Origin of the sequence: Spirosoma sp. KUDC1026 (assembly GCF_013375035.1) — a bacterium.
Taxonomy (GTDB): domain Bacteria; phylum Bacteroidota; class Bacteroidia; order Cytophagales; family Spirosomataceae; genus Spirosoma.
Genome location: NZ_CP056032.1, coordinates 5,624,055 through 5,638,818, shown reverse-complemented (window position 1 = coordinate 5,638,818; position 14,764 = coordinate 5,624,055). Strand labels below are relative to the sequence as shown.

Below are 14,764 nucleotides of genomic sequence, written 5' to 3'. Positions count from 1 at the left end.
TGAAAAAAATACCATAATTCACGAATCGCCGAAAAAAGTCTTTGAATTTGGGGACGTAATTTTACTCTGTATTCAAATCGTTATAACCTGACCAAATCCAATGAACGTTTCTGTCCAATGGGAAGGGGTGTACCCTGCTTTGCTGACTCCATTTACGGCCGACGATCAGCTTGATCTGCCGCTATTTGAAAAAAATCTTCGTGCTCAGCTTGACGCAGGTGTGCATGGATTCATCATTGGCGGCTCGCTGGGCGAAGCCAGTACGCTGCTAAGTGAGGAAAAAATTGAGTTGCTTCAGTCGGCATTAGCTGTGTGCGAGGGCCGGGTTCCCGTACTGGTCAACATCGCTGAGCAGTCGACAAAACAAGCCATTGCCCGTGCTCAGGAAGCAGAACGGAATGGGGCCGACGGACTGATGTTGTTGCCGCCCATGCGCTACCCTGCCGACGCACGCGAAACGGTTACGTTCTTCAAGGCTGTAGCGCAGGCAACTTCGCTGCCCATCATGATCTATAACAATCCATACGATTACAAGATCATGACGACGGTAGCAATGTTCGAGGAACTGGCTGAGTTGCCAAACATTCAGGCCGTGAAAGAGTCGACCCGCGATCTGACCAACATCACCCGCATGCGGAATGCTTTCGGCGATCGGTTCAAGCTGATGGGCGGTGTCGATACGCTGGCGCTTGAAGCTATACTACTGGGCTGTGATGGCTGGGTCGGTGGTTTGGTTGACGCATTCCCTGCCGAAACCGTCGCCATCTACGACCTGGCTAAAGCGGGTCTGGTTGCCGAAGCGCTGCCGCTTTACCGCTGGTTCATGCCGCTGCTGGAACTGGATATTCATCCTAAATTAGTTCAGTACATCAAACTGGCCGCTCAGGCAACGGGCATCGGCTCGGAATACGTACGGGCCCCTCGTTTGCCGCTCACTGGCGACGAACGCGAACAAGTTCTGAACATCATCGAAGCCGCGCTGGAAAAGAGACCGGTTTTAGTTTAGAATGATCGAGTGATTGAATGAGTGAATAAGCTGCCGCCTGTTCTTACTCGCTCAATCACTCATTCAATCATTACAGATCATGTCCGAGTTTCATTTTTTTTGCATTGATGCGCACACCTGTGGCAATCCGGTTCGGGTGGTTACGGGGGGAAGTATCCCCTTTCTAAAGGGAGCTTCCATGAGTGAGAAGCGACAGCATTTTCTGCGCGAGTACGACTGGATTCGCAAAGGGCTCATGTTTGAGCCACGCGGCCACGATATGATGTCGGGTAGTATTCTGTACCCGCCTACCGATCCGGCCAACGATGCGGGTGTTTTGTTTATTGAAACGTCAGGTTGTTTACCGATGTGTGGCCACGGAACCATCGGTACGGTAACCGTTGCCATCGAGCAGAACCTGATCGTTCCGCAGACGCCGGGCGTTCTGATGCTGGAAGTACCCGCCGGTCTGGTTCGGGCCGAGTACAAACAGGAAGGCAAAAAGGTAACGTCGGTGAAGATTACGAACATCAAATCGTATCTGGCCGCCGAACAACTGACGGTCAACTGCCCGGATCTCGGGCTGCTCACGGTGGACGTAGCGTATGGCGGTAACTTCTACGCCATCGTTGACCCCCAGCCGAACTTTCCCGGACTGGAGTATTTTAAAGCCGAGCAACTGATTGGCTGGGCGCGGACGATGCGGGAACGGATGAATGAGCAATACACATTCGTGCATCCCGAGAACCCAACCATCAATGGCCTGAGCCACATCCTCTGGACCGGAAAGCCGCTGCAACCAACATCGACTGCCCGGAACGCGGTGTTCTACGGCGACAAAGCCATCGACCGCTCACCCTGCGGCACCGGTACATCAGCGCGGATGGCGCAATGGTATGCCAAAGGCCTGCTCAAACCGGGTGATGTATTCGTGCACGAAAGCATCATCGGATCGATCTTCAACGGACGTATTGAAACCGAAACCGAACTGAACGGCAAATTGGCCATCGTACCCAGCATTGAAGGCTGGGCACGTATTCACGGCTACAATCATATTATTCTGGACGAGGAAGACCCCTACGTTCACGGATTTCAGGTAATTTAAAGAGTGAAAGAGCGAATGAGCGAAAGAGTGAAAAGCTGCTGACGCTGAGAATCGCTCTTTCGCTCTTTCGCTCATTCACTCTTTCGCTCTTTATAAAAATGCACGTAGGAATTGTCGGTGGAGGTATTGTGGGGCTTTGCTCAGCGTACTACCTGCACAAGGCGGGCCATCAGGTAACGCTGTTCGATCAGGCGCCCATTGCTGATGGCTGCTCGTTCGGGAATGCGGGCATGATCGTGCCCAGCCATATTATTCCCCTGGCGCAGCCGGGCATGATGGCCAAAGGAATGCGCTGGATGCTCAAATCGACCAGCCCGTTCTATGTCAAGCCCCGGCTTAATCTGGAGCTGATGCGCTGGGGCTGGTTGTTCTACCGCCACTCAACAACTGAGCACGTCGAGCGGTCCATTCCGGTACTGCGCGATCTGAGCCTGCTGAGTAAAACGCTGTACCAGGATCTGGCGGCCAACGGTGATCTGGCGTTTGAATGGCAGGAGCGAGGCCTGCTGATGCTGTACAAAACGGCATCTGCGGAACACGAAATGGCCGAAGAAGCCGACCTGGCCAATCGGTCGGGTATCGAAGCCCGAGTGCTTAATGGGCGTCAGGTGCAGGATCTGGAGCCTGATACGCGGGTTGATGTACGCGGAGGTATCTGGTATCCCGGTGATGCGCACATCAATCCCGGTGAACTGATCCGGTCGCTGGTCACCTATCTCCGGCAGGTCGGTGTTCAGATTCTGGAAACCCAAACCGTTACGGGCTTCGGCAAAACAAACGCCCACGTTGCGTCGGTACAAACGGCGCAGGGAGATTTTCCCGTCGATGCTATAGTCGTGGCCGGCGGGGCCTGGTCGCCAGCGATCGCTGAGCAACTTGGTATCAACCTGTCGATGCAAGGTGGCAAAGGGTATAGCTTCATGCTGCGGAACGTAGCAAACAATGTGCGTGTGCCGGCTATCATGCTCGAAGCGCGGGCAACCGCTACGCCTATGGGCCAGGATCTGCGCTTTGCCGGTACGCTGGAAGTGGCCGGGACGGACATGACCATCAACATGAACCGGGTACGGGGCATCGTTCAGTCAATTAACCAGTATTACCCGGAGATCCCGGTAGAAATGCCGGTCGTTGACAAAGTATGGCGGGGGTTACGCCCCTGTTCCCCCGACGGCCTACCGTATATTGGTCGTACCGATCGCTTTGATAACGTGATATTGGCAACCGGCCACGGCATGATGGGCCTGAGCTTAGGACCGGCTACGGGGAAACTGGTTAGTGAAGCCGTTGCCGACCAAGTAGCCAGCATGGACATTGCCGCTTTTAGTCCAGATCGGTTTTAACTTTGTTGCCAGTCAGTTCTCATTCTGGTGGAAACAACCTAACCTTTACTAACTATGATCGATACACAATCGTCGGCTGATACATTTCAGGGCATTAATCCGGCAACGGGGGAGGCCCTATCTGGAATTTTTACCGAGGCAACCGCTGACGAAGTGGCTCGGGCCTGCGAACAGGCCGAGAACGCTTTCGCTGAATACCGTAGAAAATCCGGGGCCGACAAAGCGCAGTTTCTGGAAGCAATTGTTACCGAAATCGAAGCGCTGGGCGACGAGCTACTGACGCGTGCGCAGGCCGAATCGGGTTTGCCACTTGCCCGACTAACGGGGGAGCGGGGCCGCACAACGGGTCAACTCCGTTTGTTTGCCGATTATCTGCGCGAAGGGTCCTGGGTCAACGCCCGGATCGACACCGCCCTGCCCGAACGCCAGCCGCTGCCCCGGCCCGACCTGCGGCAGATGTTACGTCCGCTGGGGCCAGTTGGGGTTTTTGGGGCCAGTAATTTTCCGCTCGCCTTTTCAGTAGCGGGCGGAGATACGGCATCGGCGCTGGCGGCTGGCTGTCCGGTCGTTGTCAAAGCGCATCCTGCCCATCCGGGTACCTCACAACTGGTAGGTGAAGCCATTCAACGGGCAGTTGCTGCCTGTGGGATGCCGGCTGGTACGTTCGCATTAGTACACGGTCGTACAACGGCGGTGGGGATGGCAATTGTTGAACACCCGGCCATCAAAGCGATTGGGTTTACCGGTTCCTTGCGGGGTGGTAAAGCGCTGTTCGATGCGGCCGCCCGTCGCCCGGAGCCGATTCCGGTCTATGCGGAGATGGGGAGTACGAATCCCGTATTTTTTCTGCCTGAAATCCTGAAAGAAAAAGGTGCCGCACTGGCGCAGAACTACGTTGGTTCGGTGACGCTGGGCGTTGGGCAGTTCTGTACAAATCCGGGGTTGTCGGTAGTACAGACGTCGGACGAGGCTGATACGTTTATTCAGGAAGCGGGCAAAGCTATAGGACAGGCAGCACCAGCGGCCATGCTGACACAGGGTATCCAACAGGCGTTCACCAAAGGTATTGATAAATTACGGCAGGTAAACGGCGTAGACGTGCTGGGCCAGGCGACCGCAGCCGACGGCTTTGCCAACGGTACGCCAACGCTGCTGACAACAACCGCTGAGGCCTTACTGGCACAGGCTGGTATCGCTGAAGAGGTGTTTGGCCCAAGTAGTGTAATTGTCCAGGCGAATGGCCGTGAGCAACTGCTAGCCGTAGCGAAAGGGCTGGAAGGCCACCTGACAGCAACGGTTTATGGTACCGATGAAGAACTGCTCGATTTCGCTGATCTGCTGGAAATTCTCGAACAGAAGGTGGGGCGGCTGCTGATTAACGGATTCCCAACGGGTGTTGAAGTGAGTCACGCTATGCAGCACGGTGGCCCGTACCCCGCGACTACTGATTCACGGTCAACATCTGTGGGAACGAATGCCATCATCCGGTTTGCCCGGCCCGTCTGCTATCAGAACTTTCCGGATGCGCTGCTCCCCGACGAGTTGAAAGCGGATAATCCGCTGCACATCTGGCGGCTGGTTGACGGGAAAATGACGAATTAATTTTCAGAAAGTGCTCATAAACGAAGGCCGACCTCTTGAACAGGTCGGCCTTCGTTTATGTAAGGCATTAATTAATTCCGGTCCTTACGGTTTTGCTGCGTACCGTAACGTTTCCTTTTTCTCCAGTTGCTGCATAATCGATGTCCTGTCAAGTAACGCTTCCCGAAGCGTTTTGTCAGACATTCGTTTCCAGTTATCACCGTTGTGTTTATGGCCGGGCTGGCTCGCATTACCATAGCTGAGCGATACCCGCGCCCGTGGCTTGTCGCTAAACTCGGTGATGGCTACGTAGGTATCGCCCGCCACCGCCCGGTTCTTTGTGGGTTGTTTAGGATCGGGCGCAAAATGAATATTCCGGTAAATACCATACTGTTCGGAACCGCCATTGGCCGGGAAATCCTGCCCAGCTGGACCAAATCGGTTTACGTCGCCCCAGGCAACATCCAGACTACCATAGCGCTGGCGAGTCTGCTGAGCCGCATTACGTAGCATCTCAACCGCTTTTTTGGGGTCGTTCAGACCATCAGGCGTACTCGACGGGCGTTGCGGGTCCCAGCCGACAGCGACCATGCCGGGGTTGAACTGATCAAACCAGGCTGTAAACAGAACGGCTCCTTTACTATCCCGGTTGGTTGTTTTGTCCCATGCTTTGAGCACCGTAGCAGCCTGCTGCGCCAGCGAATCGGGCTGTTGCTCAACGGCCGCTAAGAGGTCATCCAGAAAACGATCGGCGGCTTCCAGGCCAGTATTTAGTTTATAACCTACTAACTCATCAAAGCTGATCGATGCGTCGTCCTTGACCAGATTAAGGGACCGCTGAGGACGTAACCGCAGCGGCATACCCACCGGCGACATGTAGGCCGGAAACGTTTTTGGGTCCAGAACGGCCGGATACGTACAACTCCACGGTGCGTCATTGGCGTTCTGCACGAAGCCGGATGGTGGATTCAGGACGCGGGGAAGATCTTTATAGGGGTGCGTTTTCGTCCAGATATAGTTTGAGCTGGAACCATCAATAGCTCCCTGCCAAAAGCGCCAGTCGCCTTCAGGACGAACGGGAACGCTGCCGTCGAAAAGGTACATAATATTACCCGCCTTATCAGCATAGACGACATTGAACATCGGTAGTTGCATCCGCTGGAGCGCCGTCTCAAACTCCGCCAGGTTTTTGGCTTTAGCCATTGCATGATGCTGAGCGGCAATAGAAGGATTGTTCAAGCCCGCGAACCGAAAGGCATAGGTTTTCCCGTCTTTCGTGCTCATCACCGGTCCGTGCCTGCTGTATCGGTACGTAAGCGATTGCGGCTTGAGCTGCCCGTCGGGTTGGCGGACCTGAAGCGTGACGGTCTTTGTATCAAAAGCCTGTTTAACGCCATCCAGTACGTAGCCGTCATCCTGTGTCTTGAGCGCATATCGATCCGACGCGTCGATGGTATTCACGGTATGTGTCCAGCCTAAACTTTGGTTAAACGCGATATTGAGCACCGGCTGTCCGACCAGCGAAGCGCCGTAAGCCATAAAGTCCGGGCCGTTCAGGTGGGCTTCGAAAAAAAGAAAGAAACCTTCCCAGGGCAGGTGCGGGTTCGCCATCAACAGGGCCTTTTTCGACGCTGATTTGGTGGGCGCAATCGCGTAAGCATTCGAACCGGGCAGCATCACCCGAGCGGAGCCGGCTTCGTTGCCGCCGATGAATTCCAGACTAATTACCCGGCTGATGTGGGCTAATACGTCCTGGGGTGTAATGGGAAGCACCTGTCTGAATTCAGGTCCAATGGCTTCCGGGTGGGCTTGGGCGTAGGCGTTTAAACCGCTGACGAAGCTATCTAAATACGGTTTGTAATCGGCGGGCTGTTGAGCGTAATGCTTCTTTGCCTGCTCCGGTACGCCAAATAAGGTCACGATCTTGTCCGAATCCAGGTATCTGGCGCCCCAGTATTCAGCCGCCCGCCCTCTGGCTTGCCCGTATAACTGAAGCAGCAGGTTCGCGTGACTCTCCATCTGAGCGTAACCAAACCCGTAGTACATGGCTTCCAGACTTTGTCCGTAAATGTGGGGCACCCCAGCGCTGTCCCACAAAATCTCAGCCGTAGCAGAACGGATTGTTGTGGAACGTGTGCGCGTTGTGGGCTGAGCACTCGTAATAAAGCTCAGTAGCAATAAACAGGCCGTGAGAAATTTTCTCGGCAGGGAGTCAATAATCATCAGGGAAGGAGGTTAGGAAAGGGAACTGCTGGAGACAAAGTCAGGTAGTCTGCATCCGCTTCGGTTTACGGAGCCGACGAGTCAGCCACCACCGGAAAAGAGTTACACCCGATAATCCCAGCAACGCGGCTCCCCAGACGGGCTGAAACGCCCCGAGCGGGATGGCCAGCGGGCGACTGATCCCAACAAGGACACCCATTAAAAGCAGCAGAGTTATGACGCTGGACAGGAGCATATTCCGAAGTGGTTTGGCGGCTAAGCGGTGCCTGGATTTAACGCCTGCCCGGCCCGTAGCTGGTACCAAAAACCGGGACATGAACTCCCGCGCGTAGAGCTGTTCCAGGTGCGATAAGGCTTGTGGGCTCGCCTGTTGTTTGGCCTGATCAAAAGCAGTTTGAAAATCTGAACCCTGATCCATTCGTTGCTCAATAATAGTAGCCAGATGGTCTATCAATTCAGTCTGTAATGCCTGATGAGGATTAGTCTGCTGGATATGGTGCGACACCTGGTTTAGTTGGTCGCGGGAGAGTTTTTCCATGTGTCGGAGGGGAATAAAATAGGAATAGAACTATCCAGGGATTATTGGCCAAGCGGTACGCTTGGGGCAGGATTGATAAGTAAGCGTATCAGCTGCACAAAACGCTCAAAGTCGTCCGCTTTTCGAACCGCAACCTGATTGCCTGTTGGGGTAAGCATATAGTATTTGCGCAGGCGCCCGTCAACTTCCTGACTTTCGGTTGTTAATAGCCCGTCGGCTTCCAGTTTGTGAAGCACTGGATAAAGAGCACCGAATGTAAGGAGCAGTTCACCACCGGTTCGTTCCTCAACAGCCTGCGTAATTTCATAGCCATACATTCTCCCCTGCTGAGCCAGCAATCGGAGGACGATAGTTTTAAGCGTTCCCCGCAAGAATTCACCGTTTGTCGAATCCATATAGTTCTATACGTCTTGGTTTGTATGAAACAAAAATATATAAGAAAATTATATATAAAAATAATAATCTCAAACGAAGTATGGAAAAGCAGAAAAGACGGTACGTTTTTGAGAATGACGCGTAAATGATCAGACTTTATATAGCAGTGGGCCGGGGCAGAAACAAAAAGGCCGTTTCCGTAGAAACGACCTCGAGATGTATAGGCTACAGGGAAACAACCCCGGAAGGAATGATTAGAAAAGATCTTTAATATCAATGCGTCGGTGCATATGCTCTTCGTCTTTGAAAGGCAATGAAACCGTTACTTTTCCGTGTTCGTGCACAGCTTCAATATTGTCTGCATCAACGAACGAAGGAATGTCCAGAGCCCTTAGAAACATCGGAACGGCCAAGCGCTGACTGATACCTTCACCGCTCTGATTCATGGAATTACCGACCAAAAGTGTATATAAAACCAATTTATTACCTTCAACAAGTACGTTAAAAGAGTTGGTTTTTACGCCGGGAGCCGACAGGGTAATAAGCAGACGTTCATCTTCACGCTCTACATTCATCGTTGTCTGACTTGAACCGCCGTAGAGCGTATTCAGCAGATCGATCTGCCCGCCCGTACCCTGAAACACATTTTCTATTGCTTTCATAGGAATCGCTGTTTACTGTCTGATGTCTATTGATAAACAAACCACGTGCCTAAGTTATAAAAAGGCCCTGAGCGGTCAGAATGGCAGAAAAATGGGGAAGTCGCTACTCAGATTGCGACTTTTTGTCCCTTTATACCCTAACTAGTATCAAAAAGTGTGGAAAGCAGTGTTGCGCTTTTGGTCAAGTGTGGGGTTCAGCTTCTACAGCAGTAAGCGATTAAAGCCTGTTTTTCACACTATTTAGATCGTAACTTTGCGGAACTATGCATGTGAACATTGGAACGCGGGGGAGTTTGCTCGCCCGCTGGCAGGCCGAATATATTCAGCGTTTATTGGAAGCGGGTGGCATTGAAACGTCGTTGGTGATTATCCAAACAAAAGGCGACGTCATACTGGATCGCTCGTTATCTAAAATCGGATCGAAGGGCATATTCACCCAGGAGCTGGAAGATCAACTGCGTGATGGTTCGATTGATATTGCCGTACACAGCGCCAAAGATCTGCCGTCAAGTCTGCCGCCGGATCTGGAAATCATTGCCTTGACCGAACGTGAACAGGCCAATGACGTACTGGTTAGCCGTAATAAAAACCTGTCGCTCACCAGTGGCGAAGCGTTCCGGATTGGTACGTCGTCAACGCGCCGGGTAGCTATGTTAAAGCACTTTTGTCCACATCTGGCTACGGTCGATATGCGGGGAAATCTGCAAACGCGGCTGCGGAAACTGGACGAAGGCCAGTGCGATGCACTATTGTTAGCTTTTGCCGGCGTGCACCGGATGGGCTACGATGATCTGATTGTGGAGCACCTGCCCGTGACTGATTTTACGCCCGCCGTTGGCCAGGGAAGTGTAGCCATAGAAGCGTCGGTTAGCCTAAATGCCGAGCTGAAACAGGCAATCCGCCAACTGGTAAACCATGAGGCTACCGAAGCGTGTCTGCTGGCCGAGCGTTCGTTCCTGGCGCGGCTGGAAGGGGGATGCAGTATCCCCTCGTTCGCGCTCGCAACCTGGACCGATGAGCAGACCATCAGTTTGACGGGTGGACTGGTAAGCCTGGACGGAAGCGAGTTTCTGCGAGAAAGCTTCGCGGGACCATCGTCAGAAGCGCCGGCCCTGGGGCACTCGCTGGCCGAAGCCATTCTGGAGCGGGGTGGTGATGAATTACTCCAGAATATCCGCGCTGCGCTATGACCATCCGTATCGCCCGGACCGATGAAGACATTCGTCGGTGTCTGCCCGCCATGCTGGCCCTGCGGTCGCAATTAAGCGAGGAGCTGGCGTTTGAACGGATTCGGTTTCAGCAGGCAAATGACCATTTCGAGCTGGCGTTTGTAGACAACGGCGATGAAAACGCACCGGCTGTTATGGGGTACCGCACGATGAATTTGCTGTATAGCGGTAAGACGCTGTATATTGACGATCTGTCGACGCTGCCCGAAGCGCGGGGAAAGGGCTATGCGGGAGCGTTGCTTGATTTCATTATCGATTTTGCCCGTCGGGAGGGGTATCAGAGTGTATCGCTTGATTCGGGGCAGAATCCGGCCCGGTACGATGCGCACCGGCTGTATCTGAACAAACGCTTTAACATTGCCAGCCACCATTTTAAACTGGACTTGTAACGTCACCTAGTACCCTCATTATCCAAATCTAGTCGATTGATCAAACCCAATGAATCTCTTCCGAATTAGCTGGAGTAACCTGAAAGACAAACCGCTGAACAGCTTCCTGAGTGGACTGCTGATGACGTTTGGAATCACCATTATCTCGTTGCTGCTGCTGCTCAACAAACAACTGGATGATCAGTTTCGCAAGAATATTCGGGGGATCGACATGGTGCTGGGCGCCAAGGGGAGTCCGCTGCAGCTGATTTTGTCAAGCATTTACCAGATCGATTCGCCGACGGGAAACATTCCAATGGAGGAGGCCGAAAAGCTGACCCGGAACCCAATGATCAAAACCGCCATTCCGCTGGCGATGGGCGACAATTACCGGTCGTTCCGAATTGTGGGTACTAATAAGAAGTACCTCGATCACTTCGGGGCTACGGTAGCGCAGGGGCGGCTGTTTCAAAAAGATCTGGAAGTCGTGATCGGGCCACGGGTGGCGCAGGTAACGGGCCTGAAACTAGGCGATACGTTTGCCGGTTCGCACGGTCTCGATGAAGGGGGCGATGTGCACGGCGATACGAAATACAAAGTGGTTGGAGTACTCAACGGCAGCAATACGGTAGCTGATCAACTGGTGCTGACACCGGTTTCCAGCGTCTGGGCCATTCATGATCATGAGCATGAAGAAGGTGAAGCCCACGAGGAGCACGATGAGCACCATGACGAGGGTGAAGGGCACGACGAGCATGAAGAAGGCGAAGTCCACGAAGATCATGATCACGAGGAAGCTCCGCGCGAAATCACCAGCATGCTGATCAAATTCCGGAATCCGCTGGGAATGATGATCGCGCGGGGAATCAACAGCAACTCTAAACTACAGGCAGCCCTGCCTAATATCGAGATCAACCGACTGTTTTCGCTGTTCGGCGTTGGTATCGAAACGCTACGTGGCCTGGCTATTGTAATTATGCTGATTTCAGGCATTAGCGTTTTTGTATCACTCTACAATTCACTGAAAGAACGGCGTTACGAAATGGCCCTGATGCTGTCGATGGGTGCGACGCGGGCGCAGCTGTTCGGCATGTTATTGCTGGAAGGGCTGGTACTGGCCTTGATCGGGTTCGTGCTGGGTATTCTGGTCAGTCGTGTCGGTTTATGGTTATTCTCCGCCAGCGTGTCGTCGGAATATCATTACGACCTGGCCGCGTTTGGCATTCTGCCCGAAGAGTGGATTCTGCTCGGGGTGGCCATCCTGATTGGCTTGCTGGCTGCGGCTCTGCCTGCTATCGGCGTTTATCGCATGAATATTTCCCGAACACTGGCTGAGGACTAATGAACCACCCAATACTAGTAAGAAGGCCAGTCTGCATAGACTGGCCTTCTTACTAGTATCGCTTTCTGTCTTTCGTTTATTTGTCGCTTTACCCCACTACGTTATACACCACAACCGGAGCCGTTTTATTTTTCAACGATACCTCGCCGATACGTTCGCAGGTGAACGATTCGGCAATGGTTTGCTGGGCGGTTTCGGAAATAACGATCTGCCCCGGCTGGGCCACGGATTGCAGGCGCTGGGCCGTATTAACCGCATCGCCAATGACCGTGTAATCGAGCCGTTTCAGCGCGGCCGAACCAATATTGCCCGATACCATCTCGCCGGTATTGATACCGATAGCTACCTGTGGATGATAGCCGGGCTGACCGGGTAGGTTATCTTCTAACTGACCAATCTGATTCCGTACCCCAATCGCGGCTTCAAGCGCCCGATCAAAATGGTACTCACCCCGAAAAACGGCCATTACCGCATCGCCCATGAATTTGTCAACGTGGCCGTTCTGGGCCAGAATTTCCTTGACCATTACGTCGAAATACCGGTTAACCAGCTTTACCACCCGATCGGCCGATTCGCGTTCGGCGATGGCGGTAAAGCCGCAGATGTCGATAAACATGACCGTAGCCATAATGGTCTCACTGGCTGAGAGCGAGGTTTCAAACTCGCTCCGGCTCATGAACGTCAGCACCGACTCATCGACGTACATCCGCAGAATGTTGTTTTCCTTAACGGCCTGCAGCGTTTGCCGAAGCTGGGCCACATGAGCCAGTGTCTTCTGCATCGTTACCTCCAGGTCATCGAAGTTAACAGGCTTGGTCAAAAAATCGAAGGCGCCCCGGTTCATGGCGGTACGAATGTTGTCCATGTCGCCATACGCCGATACGATAACCGCCTTCATCATGGGGTTGCTCTCGTGCAGACGTAATAGCAGCGTGAGACCGTCCATGCCCGGCATGTTCAGATCCGTCAGGACCAGGTCAATATCCGGCTGCTGATCAAGAAGGCTGAGTGCTTCGTGCCCATCGTGCGCAAAGACAAACTCGTACCGCTTCTCCCGAATCTGCCGCCGGAATTTCTGCTTGATCAGCAGCTCAAGATCGGTTTCATCGTCAACCACCAGTACTTTAGCATTCATGCCAGTTCACGAAGTTTTTGTTTAAGAATCGCAAAATCGAGCGGCTTGGTCAGAAAATCGTTAGCGCCCAGGGTTACCGCCTGCTCATGCGAACTGGAGTCGCCATAGGCGGTAATCATCATGACAACCGGCGGGGGCGGGGTTGTGAAATCACTACGAATATGACGTAGCAGTTCAAACCCGCTCATGCCCGGCATGTTGATGTCCGACAGAATCAGAACGACTTCTGATGCATGCCCCTGCAGGTAGGTCAGCGCTTGTTCACCGGAGTTGGCAAACGCCAGGTCGAACTCCCCGGCGCGGATTTCGCGCCGGAAGCGCTGTTCAAACAGGTCTTTGATATCGGCTTCGTCGTCAACTACTAAAATCTTCATGTAGGGCTGGTCTGAGCTGGTCAAAGATAAGCAATTTAGCCTGACCCCTGTTTCCGGGAAACAGAGGGTTCTAGTGTGAAATGCACTAGTAGAGCGGTAACGTAATGAAAAAGGTCGTTCCCTGGCCTTCCTGACTGTCGACAGTGAGGGTGCCGTTATGCCCCTTGGTTACAATGTCGTAGGCGAGTGAGAGCCCCAAGCCCGTACCTTCTCCGGTGGGTTTCGTCGTGAAAAAGGGCTGAAAGATTTTGGCTTTCACGTCTTCGGGAATACCCGTACCGTTATCGCTGACTGTAATCTGAACCTGATTGCCGATGCTCTGTGTCCGGACGGTAACGGTGGGTTTGAAATCCGCTGATGGATTTTGTTTCTGCCGCTGGTGAACGGCGTAAAAGGCGTTGGTGAACAGATTAAGCAACACTCGGCCCATATCCTGCGCCAACAACGGAATCGGTTTCAAGGAGGGGTCCAGTTCGGAGACCAGCGTAGCGTTAAAGGATTTATCTTTCGCTCGCAGGCCATGATATGCCAGGCGGAGGTATTCATCGGTTAGGCCATTCAGGTCGGTTGGTTCGCGCTGACCGGAACTGGTGCGGGAGTGCTGCAGCATCCCCCGGACAATGCTGGCGGCCCGCCCGCCGTGGTGGGTAATCTTTTCGAGGTTTTGCTTCAGGTCGGCCAGTATTTCGGCTTCCAGGTCCGGGTCGCGGTTGGATTGTTTTCGTTCTTCTTCCAGTTCATCGATCAACTCCGCACTGACCTCAGAAAAGTTATTGACGAAATTGAGCGGATTCTGAATTTCGTGGGCGATCCCGGCCGTCAATTCACCGAGCGATGCCATTTTCTCACTCTGGATCAGTTGCGTCTGCGTGGCTTTTAAGTCGGCCAGCGCTTTTTCGAGGTCTTCTTTCTGGCGGGTAATCTCGGCAGTACGTTCGGCTACGAGTACTTCCAGTTCCGACCGGCGGGCTTCGATAACCTGCCGGGCTTCCGCTTCCTGCTGCCGTTCGAGCTGGAGCTGCTCCTCAGCTTTTTTCTGCCGGTTGGCGACGTAGATAAAAGCAAATAACCACAGGTAAGTAAACGTAATGGCCGACTCGAAGTAATCGTTGTTGACTTTGTGAAATTTGGGTGCGATAGCTGCGATCAGACTATTCAGAAACAGAATCCCGAAGAAGGGAGCCAGTGCTGTTAACACCGGCCGGGCCGGGCGAAAATCACGCATCTGCCAGACCACGTAGCAGAGAAACGCACCCGCCCCGCCCCAGAACCACCAGGCCGTTATATCCCTGATGTGCAGAAGCGCGCCGATACCGTACAAAATACCGACGAATGGCCAGAACAGCCCCAGTAGTTTATCCCATTGGGGAACACGATTTTTCGTGTCCAGAAACTTCCGCAGGTACTGGATAAGAAAGCCGACGATAACAAGCGAACCGATACCTTCTGGAGTAGACATACTGGCAAACGCGTAAGGGTTTAGGTTGCCAAAATACGGTATTCGTAA

General features: G+C 53.3%; 14 protein-coding genes. 7 read left to right on the top strand and 7 right to left on the bottom strand.

The genetic code is table 11. The annotated features are described in order from the left end of the window. Window positions 1-100: 100 nt before the first annotated feature. From HU175_RS23750 to HU175_RS23735, 4 genes are all read left to right on the top strand, one after another. The gene (locus tag HU175_RS23750) at window positions 101-1,006 is read left to right on the top strand and encodes a dihydrodipicolinate synthase family protein (RefSeq protein WP_176568937.1); all 906 of its coding nucleotides are present in this window, start codon (window positions 101-103) and stop codon (window positions 1,004-1,006) included. 79 nt (window positions 1,007-1,085) lie between these two features. Beyond that, on the top strand, window positions 1,086-2,090 hold the full coding sequence (locus tag HU175_RS23745) for a 4-hydroxyproline epimerase (protein ID WP_176568936.1): 1,005 nt from the start codon (window positions 1,086-1,088) through the stop codon (window positions 2,088-2,090). A 98-nt stretch (window positions 2,091-2,188) separates the two neighbouring features. Next, on the top strand, window positions 2,189-3,430 hold the full coding sequence (locus tag HU175_RS23740; RefSeq protein ID WP_176568935.1) for an NAD(P)/FAD-dependent oxidoreductase: 1,242 nt from the start codon (window positions 2,189-2,191) through the stop codon (window positions 3,428-3,430). A 54-nt stretch (window positions 3,431-3,484) separates the two neighbouring features. Continuing rightward, complete coding sequence (locus tag HU175_RS23735; protein WP_176568934.1) at window positions 3,485-5,032, top strand: aldehyde dehydrogenase (NADP(+)); 1,548 nt, start codon at window positions 3,485-3,487, stop codon at window positions 5,030-5,032. 84 nt (window positions 5,033-5,116) lie between these two features. Here the strand turns inward: HU175_RS23735 and HU175_RS23730 are convergent, their stop codons facing one another. From HU175_RS23730 to HU175_RS23715, 4 genes are all read right to left on the bottom strand, one after another. After that, window positions 5,117-7,234: an acylase gene (locus HU175_RS23730; protein WP_176568933.1), complete on the bottom strand. Its 2,118-nt coding sequence runs from the start codon at window positions 7,232-7,234 to the stop codon at window positions 5,117-5,119. Between the two features lie 40 nt (window positions 7,235-7,274). Then, window positions 7,275-7,772, bottom strand: a complete 498-nt coding sequence (locus tag HU175_RS23725; RefSeq protein WP_176568932.1) for a hypothetical protein — start codon at window positions 7,770-7,772, stop codon at window positions 7,275-7,277. A 41-nt stretch (window positions 7,773-7,813) separates the two neighbouring features. Then, a complete protein-coding gene (locus tag HU175_RS23720) occupies window positions 7,814-8,167 on the bottom strand; it encodes a PadR family transcriptional regulator (RefSeq protein ID WP_176568931.1) in 354 nt (117 codons plus the stop codon). 234 nt (window positions 8,168-8,401) lie between these two features. Next, the gene (locus HU175_RS23715; RefSeq protein ID WP_176568930.1) at window positions 8,402-8,809 is read right to left on the bottom strand and encodes an Hsp20/alpha crystallin family protein; all 408 of its coding nucleotides are present in this window, start codon (window positions 8,807-8,809) and stop codon (window positions 8,402-8,404) included. Between the two features lie 263 nt (window positions 8,810-9,072). Here HU175_RS23715 and hemC point away from each other — a divergent pair, with 263 nt between their 5' ends. Genes hemC through HU175_RS23700 form a run of 3 tightly spaced genes read left to right on the top strand, consistent with a single transcriptional unit; the run spans window position 9,073 to window position 11,748 of the window. After that, on the top strand, window positions 9,073-9,999 hold the full coding sequence (hemC, locus tag HU175_RS23710) for a hydroxymethylbilane synthase (RefSeq protein ID WP_176568929.1): 927 nt from the start codon (window positions 9,073-9,075) through the stop codon (window positions 9,997-9,999). Further along, on the top strand, window positions 9,996-10,427 hold the full coding sequence (locus HU175_RS23705; protein WP_176568928.1) for a GNAT family N-acetyltransferase: 432 nt from the start codon (window positions 9,996-9,998) through the stop codon (window positions 10,425-10,427). The genes hemC and HU175_RS23705 overlap by 4 nt, the downstream gene beginning before the upstream one ends. A 49-nt stretch (window positions 10,428-10,476) precedes the next feature. Further along, window positions 10,477-11,748 carry an ABC transporter permease gene (locus HU175_RS23700; protein ID WP_176568927.1) on the top strand — a complete coding sequence of 424 codons (1,272 nt, stop codon included), beginning with the start codon at window positions 10,477-10,479 and terminating at the stop codon, window positions 11,746-11,748. Between the two features lie 88 nt (window positions 11,749-11,836). Here HU175_RS23700 and HU175_RS23695 read toward each other — a convergent pair whose 3' ends face one another. The 3 genes from HU175_RS23695 to HU175_RS23685 all read right to left on the bottom strand — a co-directional run bounded on the left by HU175_RS23695 (window position 11,837) and on the right by HU175_RS23685 (window position 14,716). Next, a complete protein-coding gene (locus tag HU175_RS23695) occupies window positions 11,837-12,883 on the bottom strand; it encodes an adenylate/guanylate cyclase domain-containing protein (protein WP_176568926.1) in 1,047 nt (348 codons plus the stop codon). Further along, on the bottom strand, window positions 12,880-13,257 hold the full coding sequence (locus tag HU175_RS23690) for a response regulator (protein WP_176568925.1): 378 nt from the start codon (window positions 13,255-13,257) through the stop codon (window positions 12,880-12,882). Before HU175_RS23690 ends, HU175_RS23695 begins: the two co-directional genes overlap by 4 nt. A gap of 85 nt (window positions 13,258-13,342) precedes the next feature. Beyond that, the gene (locus tag HU175_RS23685) at window positions 13,343-14,716 is read right to left on the bottom strand and encodes an ATP-binding protein (RefSeq protein ID WP_176568924.1); all 1,374 of its coding nucleotides are present in this window, start codon (window positions 14,714-14,716) and stop codon (window positions 13,343-13,345) included. Window positions 14,717-14,764 lie beyond the last annotated feature (48 nt).

What these genes read in the sequence shown, in the direction of transcription:
- HU175_RS23750 (WP_176568937.1), top strand. Translation starts at nt 101, where the DNA reads ATGAACGTTTCTGTCCAATGGGAAGGGGTGTACCCTGCTTTGCTGACT.
- HU175_RS23745 (WP_176568936.1), top strand. Translation starts at nt 1,086, where the DNA reads ATGTCCGAGTTTCATTTTTTTTGCATTGATGCGCACACCTGTGGCAAT.
- HU175_RS23740 (WP_176568935.1), top strand. Translation starts at nt 2,189, where the DNA reads ATGCACGTAGGAATTGTCGGTGGAGGTATTGTGGGGCTTTGCTCAGCG.
- HU175_RS23735 (WP_176568934.1), top strand. Translation starts at nt 3,485, where the DNA reads ATGATCGATACACAATCGTCGGCTGATACATTTCAGGGCATTAATCCG.
- HU175_RS23730 (WP_176568933.1), bottom strand. Translation starts at nt 7,234, where the DNA reads ATGATTATTGACTCCCTGCCGAGAAAATTTCTCACGGCCTGTTTATTG.
- HU175_RS23725 (WP_176568932.1), bottom strand. Translation starts at nt 7,772, where the DNA reads ATGGAAAAACTCTCCCGCGACCAACTAAACCAGGTGTCGCACCATATC.
- HU175_RS23720 (WP_176568931.1), bottom strand. Translation starts at nt 8,167, where the DNA reads ATGGATTCGACAAACGGTGAATTCTTGCGGGGAACGCTTAAAACTATC.
- HU175_RS23715 (WP_176568930.1), bottom strand. Translation starts at nt 8,809, where the DNA reads ATGAAAGCAATAGAAAATGTGTTTCAGGGTACGGGCGGGCAGATCGAT.
- hemC (WP_176568929.1), top strand. Translation starts at nt 9,073, where the DNA reads ATGCATGTGAACATTGGAACGCGGGGGAGTTTGCTCGCCCGCTGGCAG.
- HU175_RS23705 (WP_176568928.1), top strand. Translation starts at nt 9,996, where the DNA reads ATGACCATCCGTATCGCCCGGACCGATGAAGACATTCGTCGGTGTCTG.
- HU175_RS23700 (WP_176568927.1), top strand. Translation starts at nt 10,477, where the DNA reads ATGAATCTCTTCCGAATTAGCTGGAGTAACCTGAAAGACAAACCGCTG.
- HU175_RS23695 (WP_176568926.1), bottom strand. Translation starts at nt 12,883, where the DNA reads ATGAATGCTAAAGTACTGGTGGTTGACGATGAAACCGATCTTGAGCTG.
- HU175_RS23690 (WP_176568925.1), bottom strand. Translation starts at nt 13,257, where the DNA reads ATGAAGATTTTAGTAGTTGACGACGAAGCCGATATCAAAGACCTGTTT.
- HU175_RS23685 (WP_176568924.1), bottom strand. Translation starts at nt 14,716, where the DNA reads ATGTCTACTCCAGAAGGTATCGGTTCGCTTGTTATCGTCGGCTTTCTT.